The sequence below is a fragment of the Bacillus cereus group sp. N8 genome (assembly GCF_016483685.1).
GTDB lineage: Bacteria > Bacillota > Bacilli > Bacillales > Bacillaceae_G > Bacillus_A > Bacillus_A proteolyticus.
This window is the reverse complement of the sequence record NZ_JAEHBK010000001.1, coordinates 80254-99945: the sequence shown is the minus strand read 5'-3', so window position 1 is coordinate 99945 and position 19692 is coordinate 80254. Positions and strand designations below refer to the sequence as shown.

Below are 19692 nucleotides of genomic sequence, written 5' to 3'. Positions count from 1 at the left end.
ATAGAAAAGCGAGAATGCCCCAACAAATGTTCTCTATTTGAAACTTCTGTTATTTTCCATTGACAGAAAGTATAAAGCCCCTTAATATACAGATGTCGATAATGATTATCAATATTAATTAAAGGGGTTACATCAGGATGAAACAAAAGCTATTTATTTTATTTACTATTATGCTAGTTGTTCTTTCTATCGTTGGCTGTTCTTCTCAAAAAGAAGAATCAAAAGCAAAAGAACAACCGAAAACAAAAGTTGTAAAACATGCTAAAGGGGAAGCAACAATTCCAGTTAATCCAAAGAGAATTGTTGATTTATCTGGATCAACAGAGGAATTATTAATCCTTGGACATAAACCTGTTGGCACAGCAAACACGTATAAAGATAAAATCCAAAATCACTTAACGGACAAGCTAGACGGCGTAAAGGCAGTCGGCTGGTACTGGGCGCCTAAAGTTGACCTAGAGGCTGTTACAGCTTTAAAACCAGACTTAATTATTTTAAACAATCGTCAATTGAAAATTTATGATCAACTAGAAAAAGTTGCACCGACAGTTGTTCTAGAAACAAATCTAGAAGACTGGCGTGGTAAGTTTAAAGAAGTAGGTAAACTATTTGACGAAGAAAAGAAAGCTGACAAATGGATTGCAGACTACGATAAAAAAGCAGACTCTTTATCAAAAAAAATTAAAGAAAAAACAAAAGATGAAAACTTTATGTTCGTCGCAGTTACACCTCAAAACTTCCGTGTATACGGTAGCTTCGGATACGGTGACATCATCTTTAACGATTTAAAACTTCCAGCAACAAAAGGTACAGATTTAAAGCAAACGATGGCGCAAGTATCACTAGAAGGTCTTGTTGCATTCCAGCCTGACCAAATGTTTATCGTAAACTTCGGCGGTGAAGCTGATAAAGTGTACGAAGACTATAAAAACAGTGCCGTTTGGAAAGACAATAAAGCAGTAAAAAGCAATCACGTATACGAAGTATCAAATGAAGTCTTTAATACGAAAGCATTCAATCCAATTGGAAAAGACATGCTAATTGATGAAATTGCAAAAGAAATTTTAGCTAAAAATAAATAAGAAAAAGCAGCTCATGATGAGCTGCTTTTTTTCTTATTTTGCACTGCATACTGCTTCATTTTTTCGATTGTCTTCACAAAACCTTCTTTTGATTTTATGCGAATACCACGTTTCAATTTCGCACGCTCATAACTCTCAAGTTTTTTCATATCAATTTGAAAGAAGGAGTGGATCGCGTTATCACTTTTCGGTACCCCTTTGAAAATTTGTAATATCCCTTCCTCTGAAACACCAAAATAACCGCTCGTTTTCAGTAAAGGAGAAATATCATCAACTTTCTTTTGTAATACAATTTGTACATCATCACGATCAACAAGTTGCCATTCCTTATATTGCTGCAAAAACTTTTCTAAATCCGCTACTTTTTCTGTCAGTATTTCCTCACTTACTTCTCCATCAACATACATGCGCTCTAATAAAATTGTAACTTGAGGTTCTTTTTCTACTACTTCTGCCCTCACATCGGATCCATAAGCTAAGCAAAACATCATAACGAAAGCTTGCAATGCAATCAGTATCCATTTCATTTCCGTTCACCTCTTCTAGGCAAAATCATACTTTCATTTGTAGTTTTTCCGGAAATGGGGGTTTTATCCATATAAACATTAGTATTAAATTTCTAGAGAAAATAAAAAATGCAGATAAGAATTTATCTTATCTGCATGTATCATTTACTTTTATATAAAATGAAAGACGCCTGCAAAGCAGGCGTCTTGATGCGTTTACGGCGAGAGACCAGGCGACCACATTCGCGTGTTTAGCACTTAAGCATATCTCTCGTCTTACGTAAATTAGCTCATCGCTTTACTAATATAACATTAATAAAGTATAAGTGCAATATGTTTATAAAAATATTTTATTTCCTCTTTCACTTAAATGGAATTGATGTAAATTATAAATTGATAATTGTAATATATATATTACAATAAGTATAACAGCGAAATCATAATAAACTGGAGATGGATATTGTGAAAAAAATAAAGGATGAACGCCTCATACTTCAAACGTTAAAAAACATACGTATTGCCTTCCTTTTTCAATCCCTTGGCATAATCGGAATTTTAGGCTATACCGGATTCACGGAAGGAATGGATCAAATTACGAAATCTCCATTATGGTTATTATTTATTCTTACAAGTATTGTACTTAGTTATTTACAGTTAAGTATTTCAATCGATGTAGAAGAAAGTGAAAAGGAAATAAAGTTAACTCCTTATTACAAACTTGTTTTACGCTCTCTTATTGTTGGAATTATCATAGCTATTATTTATATTATTTTCAGCCCAGAAAGACCTCTGTTTGAAGCTATTCTTACAGGTAGTATTTTCTTCATATGCTTTTTAGCGTCTTACTCCGTTAGTTATTTTATAAAAAAACGCCGTTTACAAGACGACGAATAGTAAAGAGGAAGGGCTATCCCTTCCTCTTTTGTTTTGCTATCGTACTGTACCCGTCAGACCGTAACGAATGTCTCGGAACATATTCACTATGTCACGATTAAAATCGTTTGTAACTGTGCCGTTACGTAGGCGTGTACTCATTGCATCGACACGAGTAAACATGTCATTTCTTACGGAAACATATACGTTTCTATTTCCAACTTCATTTGCAACCGCTTGACGAATTTCGTTTGCCATCGCTGTTTCATTTGTCGCCGGATTACGTGGTTTTACCGCAATCGCTACATCGTTTCCATATACAACTGTAGAAACTCGATCTACATTATTCATACGTTTTACACGATTCGTAATTTTCTCTGCAGTTTTACCATCATTGTTAATGTATGAATTGTTCATTGTAATATTACGAGTTGGATGCGGATTAGCAATTTGCCCATTGTAATTTACATCACGGTAATAATTATTGTATCCTGTATCGTTACGACCGTTTCTATATGTCACATAATCTGTATAACGATCATTACGCGCTACATTATCACGATACTGGTGTGTATCATTATAAGATGTACGCTCGTAATTGTAGTTACGTCCATCCATCGCATTATTATCTTTTGGTGTACCACATGCAGCTAATGCACTGGTAACTAACAAAGAAGCAGCAATCACTTTTACTTTCGTATTCAATACAAAAACCCCCTCTGTTAGAATGAACTTCTCTTCTGAAAAGCTCCCTCTTATGATGAGTAACAGAGTAGTTTTTTACACTGTTAATATTTCACTAGGAATTTTCTAACACTTGATGAAAAACCTTTATTTTTTTAATTAACATGAATGCAAAAAAGGCGGGAATAATCCCACCTTTTTTTAAACTTCCTCTTCGTCCTCTTCTTCCGAAACTGGCTCTCCAAATACATTTGGTGGATCTGGTTGATAATACATCGTTCCTGGCTGTGGTGCATATGCAGGCTGAGTTGGTTGATAATATAATGGATTAGCATATTGCGGTCCACCTGGTTGTGGGCTATATAACCTACTTTCTCCTCCGCATCCACAATCTTCTTCACCTTGCACGAGTGGTGGCATATTATTATCCATTGGCATCATATTTGGATTTGGCATAGAAGTATATTGCGGCGCCATTTGTTGATACGGCATTTGATTATATGGATTTTGTTGCTGATACTGCGGATATGGTGGCATCATTGGCTGTTGATACGGCATTTGATATGGCATCATATTCGGCGGTTGATTGTTATCCATTATCGGCATCATATTCGGCATTTGGTTATTATCCATTATCGGCATCATGTTTGGCATTTGGTTGTTATCCATTATCGGCATTATATTCGGCATTTGGTTGTTATCCATTATCGGCATTATATTCGGCATTTGATTGTTATCCATTATCGGCATCATGTTTGGCATTTGGTTATTATCCATTATCGGCATCATGTTCGGCATTTGGTTGTTATCCATTATCGGCATCATGTTTGGCATTTGATTGTTATCCATTATTGGCATTATATTCGGCATTTGGTTGTTATCCATTATTGGCATTATGTTTGGTGGTTGGTTGTTATCCATTATTGGCATTATATTCGGCACTTGTATATTTGGCGGTATTACTTGCGGGATAGTAACATTTTCTTTTGATACGTTTGGTGAGATTATATTCCCTATGTTTTCTTTCTTCACTTGTGGCGAGACTATATTCCCTACATTTTCTTTCTTCACTTGCGGTGAGACTATGTTCCCTATATTTTCTTTTTTCACTTGCGGTGAGACTATGTTCCCTATATTTTCTTTTTTCACTTGCGGTGAAATGATGTTTCCTACGTTTTCTTTTTTCACTTGTGGTGAGACATTTCCTATATTTTCTTTTTTCGTTTGCGGAGAAATGACGTTGTTAGGTTTCATTTTATTAATTTGAGGAGCAATTAACTCGCTTCCCTTTTTTATTACATCTGAAATTTTATATTCTTTTTTCGCTTTAATTGGCGGTTGCGGTGGCTGTGGCAATACATTAATGGAAAATTTAGTATTATCCTTCGTAGTTGGCTTTTGCTTTTCTACTTTCTCTATAACAGGTGGTTTTTGAATAACAGACGGCATTTCAACTGGTTTTTCTTTTTGAATCGGCTTTTCTTGTTGTACTTCTTTTTGCGGCTTCACCTGTATTTCTTTTTGTGGTTTCACTTGCATTTCTTTTTGCGGTTTTACCTGCATTTCTTTTTGCGGTTTTACCTGCATTTCTTTTTGCGTTTGTTGCATAGCTGGCTCTTGTGTAATAGGTGCTGATTGATACGTAATTTCCTCTTCATCTTCTATTCCAAGTGGAGTTGATGTTGATGCAAACTCTTTTTGTTGCACCTCTTTTACATATTGTTTTGGCGGCGTAGAACCCGCTCCAGGCTGTTGTTTCACATGAACGCCGTTTGATGGCACTTTAATTTTCATACCTGGCATGATTAAATCTGGATTACTAAGCTGTGTATTTGTTTTTTTCAGCGTGTCAAAATCCACTCCGTACTTTTTTGCAATTTTCCAAAGGGTATCCCCTTTTTGCACGATATGAATTTTCAAATTTTCCCCCTCCTGTATAACTTATCTATAAGTAACAAATCTCATGAAGTAACCCTTTCTAAATAACATTAACTTCTTTTCACTTTCATCACTTCTTCGATTTTCAATATCATTTGAAGTGGAATAAGCATAAAGTGAAACTTTAATCAGTGGGGTGTTCTCCCGCACTGATTATTAGCCCTCACCAAACTTCTTTGCATCAGCCGAAGTTTGAAGTGAGAAGTTTGACTGCCCGCAAATAGCGGGATAAAAAAATCACAATGATTTCCTCAACACAATGTATGCCTATTTCATTCTTGTTATGATTATATGTACAAAAAAAGCAACGGAAATCCCGTTGCTTTAAACGCGTTCTAACATACGATTTAATGCCAGAACTGCTTCTTCGGTTACTTTATTTTCTACACGAATAACGTTAATTTCTTCTCCTCTTTCTATATTCTCAAGCGCCCATAGTAAGTGAGGTAAATCAATTCGGTTCATTGTTAAGCACGGACACATAAACGGATTTAACGACATAATTTCTTTATCTGGATGTTGCTGAATAATTCGGTTCACTAAATTCATCTCTGTACCAATCGCCCACTTACTTCCCGCTGGAGCAGCTTCAATCATATCAATAATATATTTCGTTGATCCTGTATAATCGGATGCAGCAACAACTTCATAACAACATTCAGGGTGAACAATAATATTCATATCCGGATGATTTTTTCGCACACTTTCAATATTTTTCACAGTAAAATTTTGATGAACAGAACAATGACCTTTCCATAAAATCACTTGAATTTCTTCTAGATCTCCATCGTACTCTAATGAATCTGTATGCGGGTTCCATACTGCCATTTTATCTAACGGGATGCCTAAGTCGTACGCTGTATTTCTTCCTAAATGTTGGTCTGGCAAAAAGACGAGACGTTCTTTTTGTGTAAACGCCCAAGACACCATTTGTTTTGCATTAGAAGAGGTTACTGTTGCCCCTCCATTACGACCGCAAAATGCTTTAATAGCAGCTGTTGAATTTACATACGTTAGTGGAATCATCGTATCCCCAAATAATTTCGCGAGCTCTTTCCACGCTCTTTCTGTTTGTTCAATATCTGCCATATCCGCCATTGAACACCCTGCACGCATATCTGGTAAGATGACAACTTGATCCTCTGTCGTTAACATATCTGCTGTTTCCGCCATAAAGTGCACACCACAAAACACAATATATTTCGCCTCTTTATTACTCGCCGCAACTTGTGCAAGTTGCAACGAATCCCCTGCCGCATCTGAAAATTGTACCACTTCATCTTTTTGATAATGATGCCCTGGGATAAATAGCAATTCACCCATTTTTTCTTTAATTTCGCGAACACGCTCTTCCATTTCTAATGTAGACATCGTTTGATAACGCTCTGGTAACATTACTTCGATTGGCTGCACTTTCTCTAAAATACCCATTTATGATTCTCCCCCTCTAAACCACTCTCATCACGCCTCAATATTAAAACTAATATCAAGTGCTTTCACTGAATGTGTTAACGCCCCAAGTGAAATATAATCCACTCCTGTTTTTCCGTATTTCGATAAATCTTCAATTGTAATGCCACCTGAAGCCTCCGTAACGATGGCACTCGGTACAATTTTTGAAAACTCACGAATCTCATCTGGCGTGCGATTATCGAACATGATAATATCTGCGCCGGCCTCTACCGCTTCTCTCACTTGCGCCTCCGTCTCTGTTTCGACTTCTACTTTCACCATATGTCCCAATCTTTCTTTCACCGATGTAACAGCTTTTGTAATCGATCCAGTAAACGTAATATGATTGTCTTTAATCATGACACCATCATACAAACCGAATCTGTGGTTAAATCCACCTCCGCACACTACCGCATATTTATCAAACATACGTAGTCCCGGCATCGTTTTTCTCGTATCACAAATACGCGTATGATTGCTATCTAACGTAAGTACTGCTTTACGAGTCATCGTTGCTATCCCGCTCATACGCTGAATAATATTTAATATAACGCGCTCCGCTGTTAATAAAGATGCAATAGGCCCTTTAGCTGTTGCTATAATTTCACCTTTTTCTACTAAGTCCCCATCTTTTTTATGGAGTGTAACTTCAATTTTTTCATCAATTAGTTTAAAACTCTCTTCTATCACTAAACTCCCCGCAAAGACCCCTGTATCCTTTACAAGAAACGTTCCTTTTGCAATTGCATTATCGGGAAAGATAAGCTGCGATGTTACATCTCTTTCTCCTATATCTTCTAGAAAAAATCTATTTAGCGCTTCCTTAATTTTTAATGTGTTCATAAAACCCCTCTTCCCCTCATTAAACCAGTTGTAGTTTTCTTCTCACTCGAATAATCTCTTTCCTTACTTTATTTCTTTCTGGATAATCACTGCGATAATGACCACCAATACTTTCTTCTCTTTGCAATGCTGATACTGTTATAAGCTCACAAACTGTTAACATATTAATAAGCGTAATCTCTTCATCTGTAAGAGCATCATATTGTAATATCATATTTCTCACACCGTATCTACTAAACCATCTCATAGCATATGATAAATTTTTCTCTGTTCGCACAATCCCAACATACTTCATCATGTATTCTTGTATTTCTTCTTTCAAAGGTAAATCATTAAGAGCTATAAAACTTTTTTCTCTCTCTTCTGATATACTTTTTCTTTCTTGTGCTGGTCTAGCTAAAATGTGTTTTCCTATACGCCTTCCGAACACAAGACCTTCCAATAATGAATTACTCGCCAATCTGTTCGCACCATGAACTCCATTACATGCCACTTCACCGACCGCATATAAGTTGGAAATGGACGTCTCCCCATCACAATTCGTCTTCACGCCGCCCATATGAAAATGAGCACCCGGTACGACCGGAATAAGGTTCTCTTTTAAGTCAACGCCATTCTTTTTACATAATGATGAAACGGTCGGAAAACGCTGTTCAAAGTTTTGAATAGTTTCGATGTTTAAGTACACTTTTTCACCCGCAAGAAGTTGTTCATGAATAGCTCTTGCCACTACATCACGCGGAGCAAGATCTTTCCCGGGATGTATATCCATCATAAAACGCTGTCCCTTTTCATTTATAAGGACAGCTCCTTCCCCGCGGACTGCTTCAGAAACGAGACCGCAACATCGCCCGCCCACGTATAACATTGTCGGATGAAATTGTACAAATTCTAGATCAACTAGTTCACCACTAGCTCGATATATCATCGCAAGTCCATCGCCTGTAATTGTCTCGTCATTCGACGTAAAGGCATACAAACCACCTATTCCGCCTGATGCTAACACCGTATAATCAGCATAATAACGCTTCAGCTCTCCTTCACTATTTCGTGTTAAAGCCCCTATGCATTTATTATTTTCTATCATAAAATCGAGCACCATCTCTTGCTCTACAACAGTAACGTACGGAACTACTTCTTGAATTAAATGTTCTAATAAATTTTTACCAGTTGCATCTCCTCCCGCATGTAAAATACGACGTTTTCGATGCGCTCCTTCTTTACCAAGGTGGAGCTCTTTTTCATCCCCATCAAATTTCATCCCATTTGTAATAAGCTTATTTATTTCTTTCGGCCCCTCTTCAACTAAATACCGAACTGCCTCTTCATTGTTATAATGACAACCTGCCACTAATGTATCTTCAAAATGCCCACTCGGATCGTCATATGCAGCAACAGCCGCTGCAATTCCCCCTTGAGCTAAATATGTATTGTTATTGCGTCCTGTTTTTTTTGTGATAATTATCACATTCTTTTCGTGACAAAGCTCTTTTGCAACACGAAGTGCCGCAACGCCACTTCCAATAATCAAGACATCTGCACTTGGCATAATTGTTGCCTCCTACTTTACACTTTTCAACTGTCTTGACACCTATATTTACATAGTTTTAAAATAATGACAAGAGTTTTTTTACAATTCTTATTTTCAATATCATTCTCAAAACGAAAATAAACATCACTCTTACTGAAGAGAGGAATTCACATGATGATATATCTTGATTACGCAGCAACAACACCTATGAGCGAAGAAGCTTTAGAAACATATATACAAGCGACGAAAACATATTTCGGAAATGAACAAAGTTTACACGATATTGGTGGAAGCGCATCTTCTTTATTACAAGTTTGTAGAGAAACATTTGCAGAAATGATCGGTGGGAAGGAACAAGGTGTATTCTTCACAAGCGGTGGTTCAGAGTCTAACTATCTTGCGATTCAATCACTTCTAAATGCTAGAAATGAGAAACATATTATTACGACACCTATGGAACACGCATCGATTCGAAGTTATTTTCAATCCTTACAATCGCAAGGCTATACAATTACTGAAATTCCTGTTGATAAAAGTGGGCTAATTCATTTAGCAGATTTAGAAGCAACGATTACGGAAAATACTGTTCTAGCAAGCATACAGCATGGAAACTCTGAAATCGGAACCGTTCAAAACATTACAGAAATCGGGGCACTTTTAAAAAAATATAATGTTTTATTTCATACGGATTGTGTGCAAACATTTGGTAAACTGCCTATCCATGTTTTTGAGATGGGGATTGATAGCCTTTCTGTTTCAGCACATAAAATATACGGCCCAAAAGGTGTCGGCGCTTGCTATATAAATCCGCAAATGCGCTGGGAACAAGTATTTCCGGGAACTTCTCATGAAAAAGGGTTTCGCCCTGGTACAGTGAACGTTCCTGGCATCGCTGCTTTTTTAACGGCTGCAGAGCATATATTAAAAAATCAAAAGAAAGAGAGCTTCCGTTTTCAAGAGTTACGATCCTATTTTTTAAAGCAATTACAAACACTTCCTCTAGAAATTGAAGTAGAAGGTCATTCTACTTCTTGTTTACCACATATTATTGGGGTTACAATAAAAGGAATAGAAGGTCAATATACAATGCTAGAATGTAATCGTCATGGTATTGCCATTTCCACCGGAAGTGCTTGCCAAGTCGGTAAACAAGAACCTTCAAAAACAATGGTCGCAATTGGAAAAACGTATGAAGAGGCAAAACAATATGTCCGCTTTTCTTTCGGACATCACACAACGAAAGAACAAATTGATACAACTATTCATGCACTACACACAATTGGAAATCAATTTTATAGAGGTGTTAAATCATAATGAAACAAAATGATCAAAAAAAGATTTTAGGTGAAGAAAGACGTCAGCTTATTCTTCAATGGCTTCTCGCTGCAAATGAACCATTATCGGGGAGTGAGTTATCTAAAAAAACAAATGTAAGTAGGCAAGTTATCGTACAAGATATTTCCTTACTAAAAGCACGAAATGAACCCATTATTGCGACTGCTCAAGGATATTTATATTTAAAACCCCAAGCGAAGCAACAAGCTTTTGAACGCGTAATCGTATGCCAACACAAACCAGCCGAAGTACGCCAAGAACTTACAATGTTAGTGGACCACGGTGTTACGATTAAAGACGTAAAAGTTGAGCATCCTGTATACGGCGATTTAACAGCATCGATCATGGTAAGTAATCGCTTTGATGTAGAGCAATATTTACAAAAAATCGAGAACACAAACGCTTCCTACCTTTCGCAACTAACAGATGGTATTCACTTACATACAATCGAAGCAGATTCTAAAGAGAAATTAGATGCTGCTTGTGAGGCACTAGACCGTGCTGGATTTCTCGTTTATTAATTAATGTAAAGCACAGAGTTTTTCATCATTCTCTGTGCTTTTATTTTGTAAATGATATAATATTGTAATCAATTGTAAAGGAGGTCAAATATGGGAATTGAACTCGTTCACTTTAGCACCGGTAAACCGAAACAAATGAAATATGGCGAAGATAAAGAAATGATAACAGGTATATGTAAAGATCCTACAGAAGAGGCCTTTCTCTCAAAAGACGGATTCCGTGGTGATGATGTAGCAGATTTAAAACATCACGGGGGACCTGACCGCGCTGTTTGTGTGTATCCATACGAACATTACGCACTATGGGAAGAAGAATTCCAAACAACACTTCCAGCTTCCACATTTGGCGAAAACATTACCGTAACAAATATGTTAGAGCGTGATGTATGCATCGGAGATACATATCAACTAGGCGAAGCAATCATTCAAGTAACACAATCGAGAGTACCTTGTAGCACAATTTCAAAACGCCTCGGTATTCCTGGCATATTGCCACGTATTGTAGCAACTGGATTTACTGGCTACTTATGCCGCGTTCTTCAAGAAGGTGCTGTGCGTAAAGATTCTAAAATGACATTACTAGAGCGTCAAACGAGTAATGTTTCTGTTCTTTTCTCTAACGAAATCTATTTCCATAATAGAAAAGATAGAGATGGCATTGAGAAGATTCTTGCTGTACCAGAACTAGCAGACATTTGGCGTGGTCAGTTAGAGGATCGGCTTGCGAAGTTAAAATAAAGAATCCCACCTTCTGCAGGTGGGATTTTATTAATCTAGCAAAATTATTTCTGTTGATTTAATAGAATAGACAGCTTGCTCTGCCCCAAACCGATAATACGTTTGAATTAATTTCATACGTAACCGTTCTAAAAGTTTACGCGAAGGTATATTAGCCATTTGTGTTACTGCAATTACTTTTGATAAATGTAATTCCCGAAAACCATACTGAATTACAGCTTGAACAACTTCTGTTGCATAGCCAACTCCCCAGTACATCGGTAAAAATTGATAAGATACTTCAATATCTTTATTAACATCATTTGGATCGAGCGATACTACTCCCAAAAATGCTTTTGTTTCCTTCTCTTTAACAATCCAATACCAACAGTTTTCTTCCGGATGCAACATATCATTCAAAACATCTCTAATCGACTCTTCTTCACGCGGTCCACCAAGATATTTTCTCACTTCTTCATTTAAATATAGTTCTTTTATACTTTCGTAATCTAATTCATGAACTGTATTTAATAAACAACGTTTCGTTTCAAGCAAGTTTAACAGCCTCCTCGCTTTTTACAACCAATAAGAAGAATAGCTCCCCAGCACAGTAACAGAAAAACCGAGTGCTTCAAGCTCCATCGTTACGCCTGGCAATAATACATCATCATATGCTTTATCGACATCAATTAAGAAGAAATAATTTCCAAGACCTGTTTTCATTGGACGCGATTCAATTTTTGATAAGTTTAATTTTCTCCATGCGAAAGCTGATAACACTTGATATAGCGCTCCTGCATAATCCGCAGGTAACGTTATCATAAGCGTCGTTTTCTCCCCGCGATTTTCACCGTTATTTGGGAGTATTGCCTTCTTTTTCTTATGGAGCACTAAGAAGCGTGTATGATTATTTTTATGCGTATGAATGCTACGTCTTACGATCGTTAATCCGTATTTTTCTGCAGCTGCTTCATTTGCAATGGCAGCAATTTTTTCTTCAGGATGTTCTTTCACATATTGCGCAGCGGCACTTGTTGATGTCATATCTCGAACGGTTACCCCTTTTAATTCTTCATTTAAAAACTTATGGCATTGTGCAATAGCGTGTGGATGTGAATGCACTGCATATACTTCTTCCCACATTTCTGCATACTGCGGATGCACGAGTAAATGTTGCTGAATTGGTACTGTAATTTCTCCTACAATGGAAAGCGGCTGTTCATGCACAAGGTAATCGACCGTTATATTTACTGAACCTTCTATTGCGTTTTCTAGTGGTACCACTGCATAATCTACATTTTCATTTGCGGCTGCATCTATACAATCTGGAATCGTTCGATACGGTACATGCTCTGCTTCCGGAAAAAAACGACTCACCGCCATATTTGTAAATGTTGCTTCTGGCCCTAAATATCCTACTCGAATCATCGTCTTTTCCCTCTCTTTTTCGTTTTCTTACTGTTATACCATACTTTTTAATATTCTTCTATGTAAATTTCGAATATTAAAAAAGACTAGCATTCGCTAGTCTAAATGTTTCCTATATTCTCTTTGAGCGAAAAAGAAATAAATAATGCATGCAGCGATATAAAATAGAATAAACAAACCTACTTTTCGTAATGAACCATCCATAAAGATCGTATTATGAAACGTATATAACGCAACCGCACTATGCATACTCCCGACTATAATAGGCGCAAAAAATAGCATACACAATTGCCAGCGAGAAATCTTCCACACTTCTTCCTTCGTCATTCCAAGCTTAGAGAGCGCACCGTACTGCTTTCGATCCGATGCAATATTATGAAACCATTTAAAATATACGATACTACATGAAGTAAGAAAGAATAATATACTAATGAATGAGCCTACAAATAGAGTAATATCGCCGAACTCTTTCATATTCACATATAACTCCATATTACTTCGAAATGCGTTATTATCATCTTGTTTCATATGTTTCCGTAAAGCTTCATTTAATTTTTTCGTATTTTCGATATTTGGTAATGTGTATCCTCTATACATCATTTTTTCAGCATCCGGAACCTTATTTGCTATACTGTCAAAATCTTCATCATTTATGACGAAAAATAAACCATTAATGTGCGCAAGATGATAGTTAAATCGCACTCCTTCTTTCTGACCATTAAATACGAATGGATACGTTTGATTCATTACTTGTAATTGAATCTCTTTTTGATTATATATATTCGAATGATTGTATTTATTATAATAAACGAGTGTAACAGTTCCTTTTTTAGGATGATACGTTTTCTGTTTTTGTTTTCTTGCCTCCTGATTGTATTCACTTTCTTTAATGAGCGGCGCTACTTCTGTTTCTCCCTTGTTGGACTGAAAAGATGCATATACTCCAACAAAACTCATAGATTGAAAATTATCATATCCATATTGATGCAGTAATTGTTCAACCGTACCTTCCTCAAAGACTTCATGGGTAGAAACACCTTTTTCTATATATGAAAATGAGTGTGCGCCCCCATCCCGCCACATATCTTGCATGCTAGAAAAATATAAGAACACCGTACCTGTTGCCGTAACTACAAATGTCGTTGCCATAGAAAGCATAAAGAAAAAGCGACCATTTTCCTTCATTCGATGTGACAATTGATTCACTATAAATAAATACGGATATGTATACATAATCTTTTTATTTCGTTTAATCATTTCTAACAATTGGATTGTACCGTGTGTAAAAGAAAAGTACGTTCCGAAAAAGACAAGTATAGACACAGGGAAAAAATATAATCCTATCGTTTCCATTGTCACTTGTAGCGCTAACGCATATCCTGTCCCTAAACAAATAAAGCCGAACATACAAATCCATATTGATGTTTTCTTCTCTTTTTTATCCGTTCGAAATTCTTTCAATAACCGAATGATTTTTATATTCCATATACGTAAAGCACTTATAAAAGATAACAGAATAAAAACGACCATATATGTAATAAATGTTACACCAATCGCACTTACGTCAAATATAACAGGGAGTTCTTTCGGAAGTTGAAGTAACATACTAAACACCATGAAGAAGAGCTTTAAAAAGATCATGCCCAGCCCTATACCGAAAATATTAGCAAAAATTCCAATTAATATTTGCTCGGTCATAATCACTCCTATTACGTTAGATTTCGTTGCTCCCATTAACATATATAACCCTAGTTCTTTCTTACGCGCTTCTATGAAAATAGAAGTAGAGTACAAAATAAATATGATAAAAAAAGAAATAATTATAATGTTACATATGATAAGACCCCAACGTACATTTTGATACCACATCGTCTCTTGCATATACGGATGTACAATGACAGACATATATGCAAAAGACGCAAATATTGCAAAACAACTACTTAAGAAAAACACTTTATAATTACGCCAATTTCCCTTTATATTTTGCAGCGCTAGTTGCCGAATGTTCATCTATCGTCCCCCTGTAACTTACTACATAGGCAAAAAGCTAGAGGTTTCCCTAGCTTTTTACGTGTTTTAAATATCCTCTTTGCGCGATCATAAAGTAAATGGCAGAAGCTAAAATGTATGCTCCAATTACAAGCGCACCTGATTTCCATAAATTAATATAAAGCATTTTCCCTAACGTATGAAGAGCAAATCCACTATGAATTGAACCGATTAAAATTGGGATAAAGAAGATAACTCCCATTTGTCGAATCGCAACTTTGCGGATTTCTTTATCTGTCATACCGATTCTCTTTAACGATTTAAATTGAATACGATCTTGTTCTTTATCGTTAAACCATTTAAAGTATGTCATACTACAAGCGAAGAAGAAGAACAGTACCGCTACGAAGAAACCAATGAATATTGTAATTGCTCCAGATTCTCTTATATCTTTATAAGCAAACACTGAATTTTTCAGTTCTCCTTGCTTTTCTGGTGCAATTTGCTTTTTCAAATCTAGCACAAGGTCTTCCGTACTTTTCCAGTCTTCAATATAATAACCGTAATATTTCGTCTTTTCTTCATCTGGTACGAGCTTTGCATACTTCTCAAAATCTTGATCATTCACAATGAGATATTCGCTATCGTTAAAAACAGAATATGACGTTGGCTCATTTAATTGAACAGACTGCTTTTGTCCATTAATTGTAAATTCATACGGTTTCGTACGATCTATTTTCATAAGTTCATTTGCTGCATCAACCATAACCATCGTCGCACTACCTGGTGCATTATGAACCTCTGTAATTTGCTCTTTCTTTTGTTCACGCACTTCTGCGTTATATTCTTTTTCTGAAATAATCGTCATTGGTACTTCACGTTCACTGTTAAACAACATTATTTTCTGTGTTGCAGGTAGTTTTACGTAGGTTACTTTTCGTGCATCTTCAAACCCATGTTTTTTTACAATCTCTTGTACTTTTTCTTCATTAATAAGACTATGCGTATTTAACCCCTTTTCCTCATATGAAATAGCATGTGGCGTAAGCTCTACCGTTTTTGCACTCATATTTTCATAATATACATAAAGCGTACCAACTGCTGAGGAAACAACCGCCGTAATAATAGAAATTACAAATAGAAAACGAGCATTATCTTTCATTTTGTAAATAAGATTGCTTAGTACGAACATATTTGGATATGTATAAAAAGATTGTTTTCGTTTTTGCAATGCTTTTAATACGACTGTACTACCTTGTGTAAATAGTAAATACGTCCCGCCAATTGTCAGTCCTACAATCGGTAAGAAATATATAATAAAATTCATAATTGTTACTTGGAAACAAAGGACATACGCAGCAATGATACATCCTATACCGGCTACACATAACCACGTAAATGCAAAAGGCTCCACTTTTTGTTTTCTTGCTTCTCTTAATAAATCAATGATTTGCAAGCGTCCTACTGTCCAAACACTAAACAATGATAGAATTAAAAAGAGAATAAAATATATGCCCGCTGTAATAAGAACTGCTTTGCCATTCCATACAAACGGAAGTGTTTTATCTATTTTCAACAATACACTTAATGCTTGGAAGAAAAGTTTTGAGCAAAGCATTCCAACGCCAATACCAACTACAATTGCAATACTACCTAACATCAGTTGCTCTAATATAATCATTCGGCCGAGCTGAGATTTCGTTCCGCCTATTAATGTTAATAAACCAAACTCTTTTTTTCTTGCTCGTAAAAACGTTGAATTTGCATATAAAATAAAGAGTGCCGAGAAGATGACCACAATATAATTCATCGATTCTAATCCTTTTGTGATCATCGTTCTCATACTAATATTACCGCTTACGACATCTGGATGATAAATAAAAGAAGCATACATGAAAAATACGACAATCGATAAACAACTACTTATAAGAAACGCTTTATAGTTACGCCAATTTCCTTTTACGTTATTAAGCGCGAGCTGGCGAAAGTTCATGATACTCTCCTCCTAGCATCGCAAGTACGTCTAAAATTTCTTGGAAAAAGGCTTGTTTCGTTCTTCCTTTATGTATTTCTGAGAAAATCTCTCCATCTCGTATGAAAAGTATACGTTCGCAATAACTAGCAGCTACTGGATCATGCGTTACCATTGCAATTGTCACTTTCTTTTGTTCATGTAAATCTTGCAACGCACCCATTAATGATTTTGCTGACTTCGAATCTAAATTACCAGTTGGCTCATCCGCTAAAATTAACGTCGGTTCATGAATGATTGCTCTCGCAGCTGCTGCACGTTGTTGTTGTCCGCCTGATACTTCATATACTTTTTTATTTAAAATTTCTTCGATGTTTAAAAACTTCGCAATTTCCAGTACTTTTGCATCGATTTCATTTACAGATTTCTTCGCCATTACAAGCGGTAAAATAATATTTTCTTTAATCGATAACGTATCAAGTAAGTTAAAATCTTGGAAAATGAATCCTAAATGTGTACGACGAAACTCTGCTAATTTTGCAGCACGCATTTGATTAATTTCTTCACCATTTACAAGCACATGACCTGAAGTTTGCTTATCAATTGTTGCTAATAAATTTAAAAGCGTCGTTTTTCCGCTTCCTGAAGGACCCATAATCCCTACAAATTCGCCTTCTTCTATTTTAAAATTTATATCGTTTAAAGCAGTCGTCGCTACTGAGCCTTTTGATTGGTACACCTTTGTTAATCCCTTTACTTCAAGAACACTCATTTCTAATCCCCCTATGTACTTTCTTCTTACATTTACTATAAGAAAAATAAGACAAAGAAACGAGTGATTTCCCTTACAAAACGTTTTGTTATCTTACAGTTTTGTCATTTTTCTCATCAATGTATGATATTCTTCATCTTTTGCAAATTGGAACGTGAATGTCGTTCCTTCTCCTTCAGCCGATTGCACATACATTCCATGATGTAAATTATCGCAAATTTCCTTCGTAATATATAAGCCCATACCAGTCGCTTCTCTCGTTTTACGGCCATTTATTCCCGTAAAGAATGGATCAAATATGCGCTTTACGTCTTGCTCTGGAATACCAATTCCATTGTCCTTAATATGTAATAACACCTTTTGATCTTTCTCTTCAATTTGAAATTGAATTTCCTTTTTCTCTGCTTCTGAAATTTTTGTATACTTAATTGCATTTACAACAATTTGGCTCATGGCGATACTAAGCCACTTTCTATCAGACGCAATCATACAAGCTTCTTCTTCAACCATCAGTTTCGGAAATACAGAAGATTGAATGAACGACTTTCGATTTTCATTAATAATATCTCGAATGACATCTATAACATTTACTACTTCTACTTTATAATCCTTCGCAAACTGATCTAATCTTGCCATATGTAACGCTAAATCTAAGCCATTTAAAATACGGTTATTTTCTTCACGAATACTTTCAATCGCTCCCCTTGCCTCACGATGTTCCTTACCATATTTCTGTAACAATAATTCAATAACAGATACTGGGGTTTTCATTTGATGAATCCATTGGTTCATAAAAATCATTTGCTGTTGCTCTTTCGTATGCTGTTTATGAACTTCATTCATATATTGCTGCCTTAATAACGTAAACGATTCAACGACCATTTCTTGCTCTAATGTGTAAGAAGCATCTATAAGTAACGAATCGTGTAACGTATGTCCACCGGCAATATACTTTTCTATTCTCTTTAAAAACACACTTCGTTTTCGGTAATCGTAAATAAGGTATACACTAAACACAACTGTCCCCAATAAAAGGCCATATAACCACGTACTCCAGTCAAGTGATCGCTTTTCTAAAAGACTTTGCAACTGCAATACGACCCCAAATAAACAAAGGCTTATAATGTAAGAAAGGATTAAGGAAAAACGATCTATGAGGTAACTTTTAACCTTCATGCCCTTCGCCCCACTCTGTTAGAAGCGCATAACCATATCCACGTTTCGTTACAATTGCATTTTTAATGCCTAGCTCCTCTAGCTTCTTCCTTACACGTTTCACATTTACAGTTAATGTATTATCATCAACAAATGCTACTTCATCCCATAAAGCCTCTAACAACTCTTCACGAGTTACGTATTGATTCGCTTGTTTCATTAAACATTCTAATAAATAAAACTCATTTTTTGTAAATTCCGTTTGTTGCCCTTTCCACTCTACTGTGTGCTGTGATGGGAATAATAACAACCCATTGACACCTAAACAATCACTTTCCGCGGCCAAAGCATACTCACCATATCCACGGCGAAGTGCACTCTTCACCTTTGCCATTACGATATCTAAATGGAATGGCTTCGTAATATAATCATCCCCACCATTCTCAATCGCCATCACTTGATCCATTTCGCCTGTTCTGGCGGAGACAAAAATAATCGGTGCATTCGATACTGTGCGAATTTGACGACACCAATAGAAACCATCAAAGTACGGTAGATTAATATCGAGTAACACTAGATGTGGGTTTATTTTTACGAACTCATCTTTTATATGACGTAAATCACTTACTCTAAATGATTGATAGCCATACCTTTCTAAATGCTCCTCTAATATTCCCGCGATTTTCTCATCATCTTCCACAATTAATATTTTATACATGTACTCTTTCTCCCCATAAACATTCTTCTAAAATTACTTCTTTTTCTATTATAAATTGAAAATTTAATTAGTGGGGATTTTTTCCTATAAAAATCGGACTTTTACGATATAAAGTGAAACTTTAATCCACCTTCACCAATCTAGCGTTTACGGGCAGTAAGGATCCCACCTAACTT

17 protein-coding genes and 1 pseudogene are annotated in these 19692 nt (G+C 36.1%); 5 read left to right on the top strand and 13 right to left on the bottom strand.

Annotation, left to right across the window (positions count from 1 at the left end):
• Positions 1-137: 137 nt before the first annotated feature.
• Entirely contained in the window at positions 138-1082 is a 945-nt protein-coding gene (locus JDS80_RS00500; RefSeq protein WP_071747451.1) for an iron-hydroxamate ABC transporter substrate-binding protein, read from the top strand.
• A gap of 11 nt (positions 1083-1093) precedes the next feature.
• Here the strand turns inward: JDS80_RS00500 and JDS80_RS00495 are convergent, their stop codons facing one another.
• Positions 1094-1609, bottom strand: coding sequence for a BofC C-terminal domain-containing protein (locus JDS80_RS00495; protein ID WP_199636773.1), 516 nt, complete (start codon positions 1607-1609; stop codon positions 1094-1096).
• Between the two features lie 441 nt (positions 1610-2050).
• Here JDS80_RS00495 and JDS80_RS00490 point away from each other — a divergent pair, with 441 nt between their 5' ends.
• Positions 2051-2482, top strand: a complete 432-nt coding sequence (locus JDS80_RS00490; RefSeq protein WP_199636772.1) for a branched-chain amino acid ABC transporter substrate-binding protein — start codon at positions 2051-2053, stop codon at positions 2480-2482.
• Positions 2483-2518: 36 nt separating this feature from the next.
• On the opposite strand, the gene JDS80_RS00485 is transcribed toward JDS80_RS00490, so the two are convergent.
• From JDS80_RS00485 to nadB, 5 genes and pseudogenes are all read right to left on the bottom strand, one after another.
• On the bottom strand, positions 2519-3166 hold the full coding sequence (locus tag JDS80_RS00485) for a YhcN/YlaJ family sporulation lipoprotein (RefSeq protein ID WP_199636771.1): 648 nt from the start codon (positions 3164-3166) through the stop codon (positions 2519-2521).
• 1706 nt (positions 3167-4872) lie between these two features.
• Positions 4873-5065: pseudogene (safA, locus tag JDS80_RS32295) on the bottom strand (SafA/ExsA family spore coat assembly protein); the annotation flags it as partial.
• A gap of 342 nt (positions 5066-5407) precedes the next feature.
• Complete coding sequence (gene nadA, locus JDS80_RS00475) at positions 5408-6514, bottom strand: quinolinate synthase NadA (protein WP_199636768.1); 1107 nt, start codon at positions 6512-6514, stop codon at positions 5408-5410.
• Positions 6515-6544: 30 nt separating this feature from the next.
• Positions 6545-7378, bottom strand: a complete 834-nt coding sequence (gene nadC / locus JDS80_RS00470; protein ID WP_199636767.1) for a carboxylating nicotinate-nucleotide diphosphorylase — start codon at positions 7376-7378, stop codon at positions 6545-6547.
• 19 nt (positions 7379-7397) lie between these two features.
• Positions 7398-8927, bottom strand: coding sequence for an L-aspartate oxidase (gene nadB / locus JDS80_RS00465; RefSeq protein ID WP_199636766.1), 1530 nt, complete (start codon positions 8925-8927; stop codon positions 7398-7400).
• A gap of 153 nt (positions 8928-9080) precedes the next feature.
• Between nadB and JDS80_RS00460 the strand changes: the two genes are divergently transcribed.
• From JDS80_RS00460 to JDS80_RS00450, 3 genes are all read left to right on the top strand, one after another.
• Positions 9081-10223 carry an IscS subfamily cysteine desulfurase gene (locus JDS80_RS00460; protein WP_071745749.1) on the top strand — a complete coding sequence of 381 codons (1143 nt, stop codon included), beginning with the start codon at positions 9081-9083 and terminating at the stop codon, positions 10221-10223.
• A complete protein-coding gene (locus JDS80_RS00455; protein WP_071745750.1) occupies positions 10223-10765 on the top strand; it encodes a transcription repressor NadR in 543 nt (180 codons plus the stop codon). Before JDS80_RS00460 ends, JDS80_RS00455 begins: the two co-directional genes overlap by 1 nt.
• A gap of 90 nt (positions 10766-10855) precedes the next feature.
• Complete coding sequence (locus JDS80_RS00450; RefSeq protein WP_199636765.1) at positions 10856-11503, top strand: MOSC domain-containing protein; 648 nt, start codon at positions 10856-10858, stop codon at positions 11501-11503.
• A gap of 30 nt (positions 11504-11533) precedes the next feature.
• Here the strand turns inward: JDS80_RS00450 and JDS80_RS00445 are convergent, their stop codons facing one another.
• The 7 genes from JDS80_RS00445 to JDS80_RS00415 form a co-directional block, all read right to left on the bottom strand.
• The gene (locus tag JDS80_RS00445) at positions 11534-12037 is read right to left on the bottom strand and encodes a GNAT family N-acetyltransferase (protein ID WP_199636763.1); all 504 of its coding nucleotides are present in this window, start codon (positions 12035-12037) and stop codon (positions 11534-11536) included.
• Between the two features lie 21 nt (positions 12038-12058).
• Entirely contained in the window at positions 12059-12910 is an 852-nt protein-coding gene (gene pheA / locus JDS80_RS00440) for a prephenate dehydratase (RefSeq protein ID WP_199636762.1), read from the bottom strand.
• Between the two features lie 96 nt (positions 12911-13006).
• Complete coding sequence (locus JDS80_RS00435) at positions 13007-14920, bottom strand: ABC transporter permease (RefSeq protein ID WP_199636761.1); 1914 nt, start codon at positions 14918-14920, stop codon at positions 13007-13009.
• 49 nt (positions 14921-14969) lie between these two features.
• Positions 14970-16892 (bottom strand): ABC transporter permease, encoded by a 1923-nt coding sequence (locus tag JDS80_RS00430; protein WP_199636759.1) that lies wholly within the window; start codon positions 16890-16892, stop codon positions 14970-14972.
• Positions 16867-17643 (bottom strand): ABC transporter ATP-binding protein, encoded by a 777-nt coding sequence (locus JDS80_RS00425; RefSeq protein WP_000114529.1) that lies wholly within the window; start codon positions 17641-17643, stop codon positions 16867-16869. Before JDS80_RS00425 ends, JDS80_RS00430 begins: the two co-directional genes overlap by 26 nt.
• Positions 17644-17736: 93 nt before the next feature.
• Positions 17737-18819 (bottom strand): HAMP domain-containing histidine kinase, encoded by a 1083-nt coding sequence (locus JDS80_RS00420; protein ID WP_071771732.1) that lies wholly within the window; start codon positions 18817-18819, stop codon positions 17737-17739.
• Positions 18809-19516, bottom strand: coding sequence for a response regulator transcription factor (locus JDS80_RS00415; RefSeq protein ID WP_199636758.1), 708 nt, complete (start codon positions 19514-19516; stop codon positions 18809-18811). Before JDS80_RS00415 ends, JDS80_RS00420 begins: the two co-directional genes overlap by 11 nt.
• Positions 19517-19692 lie beyond the last annotated feature (176 nt).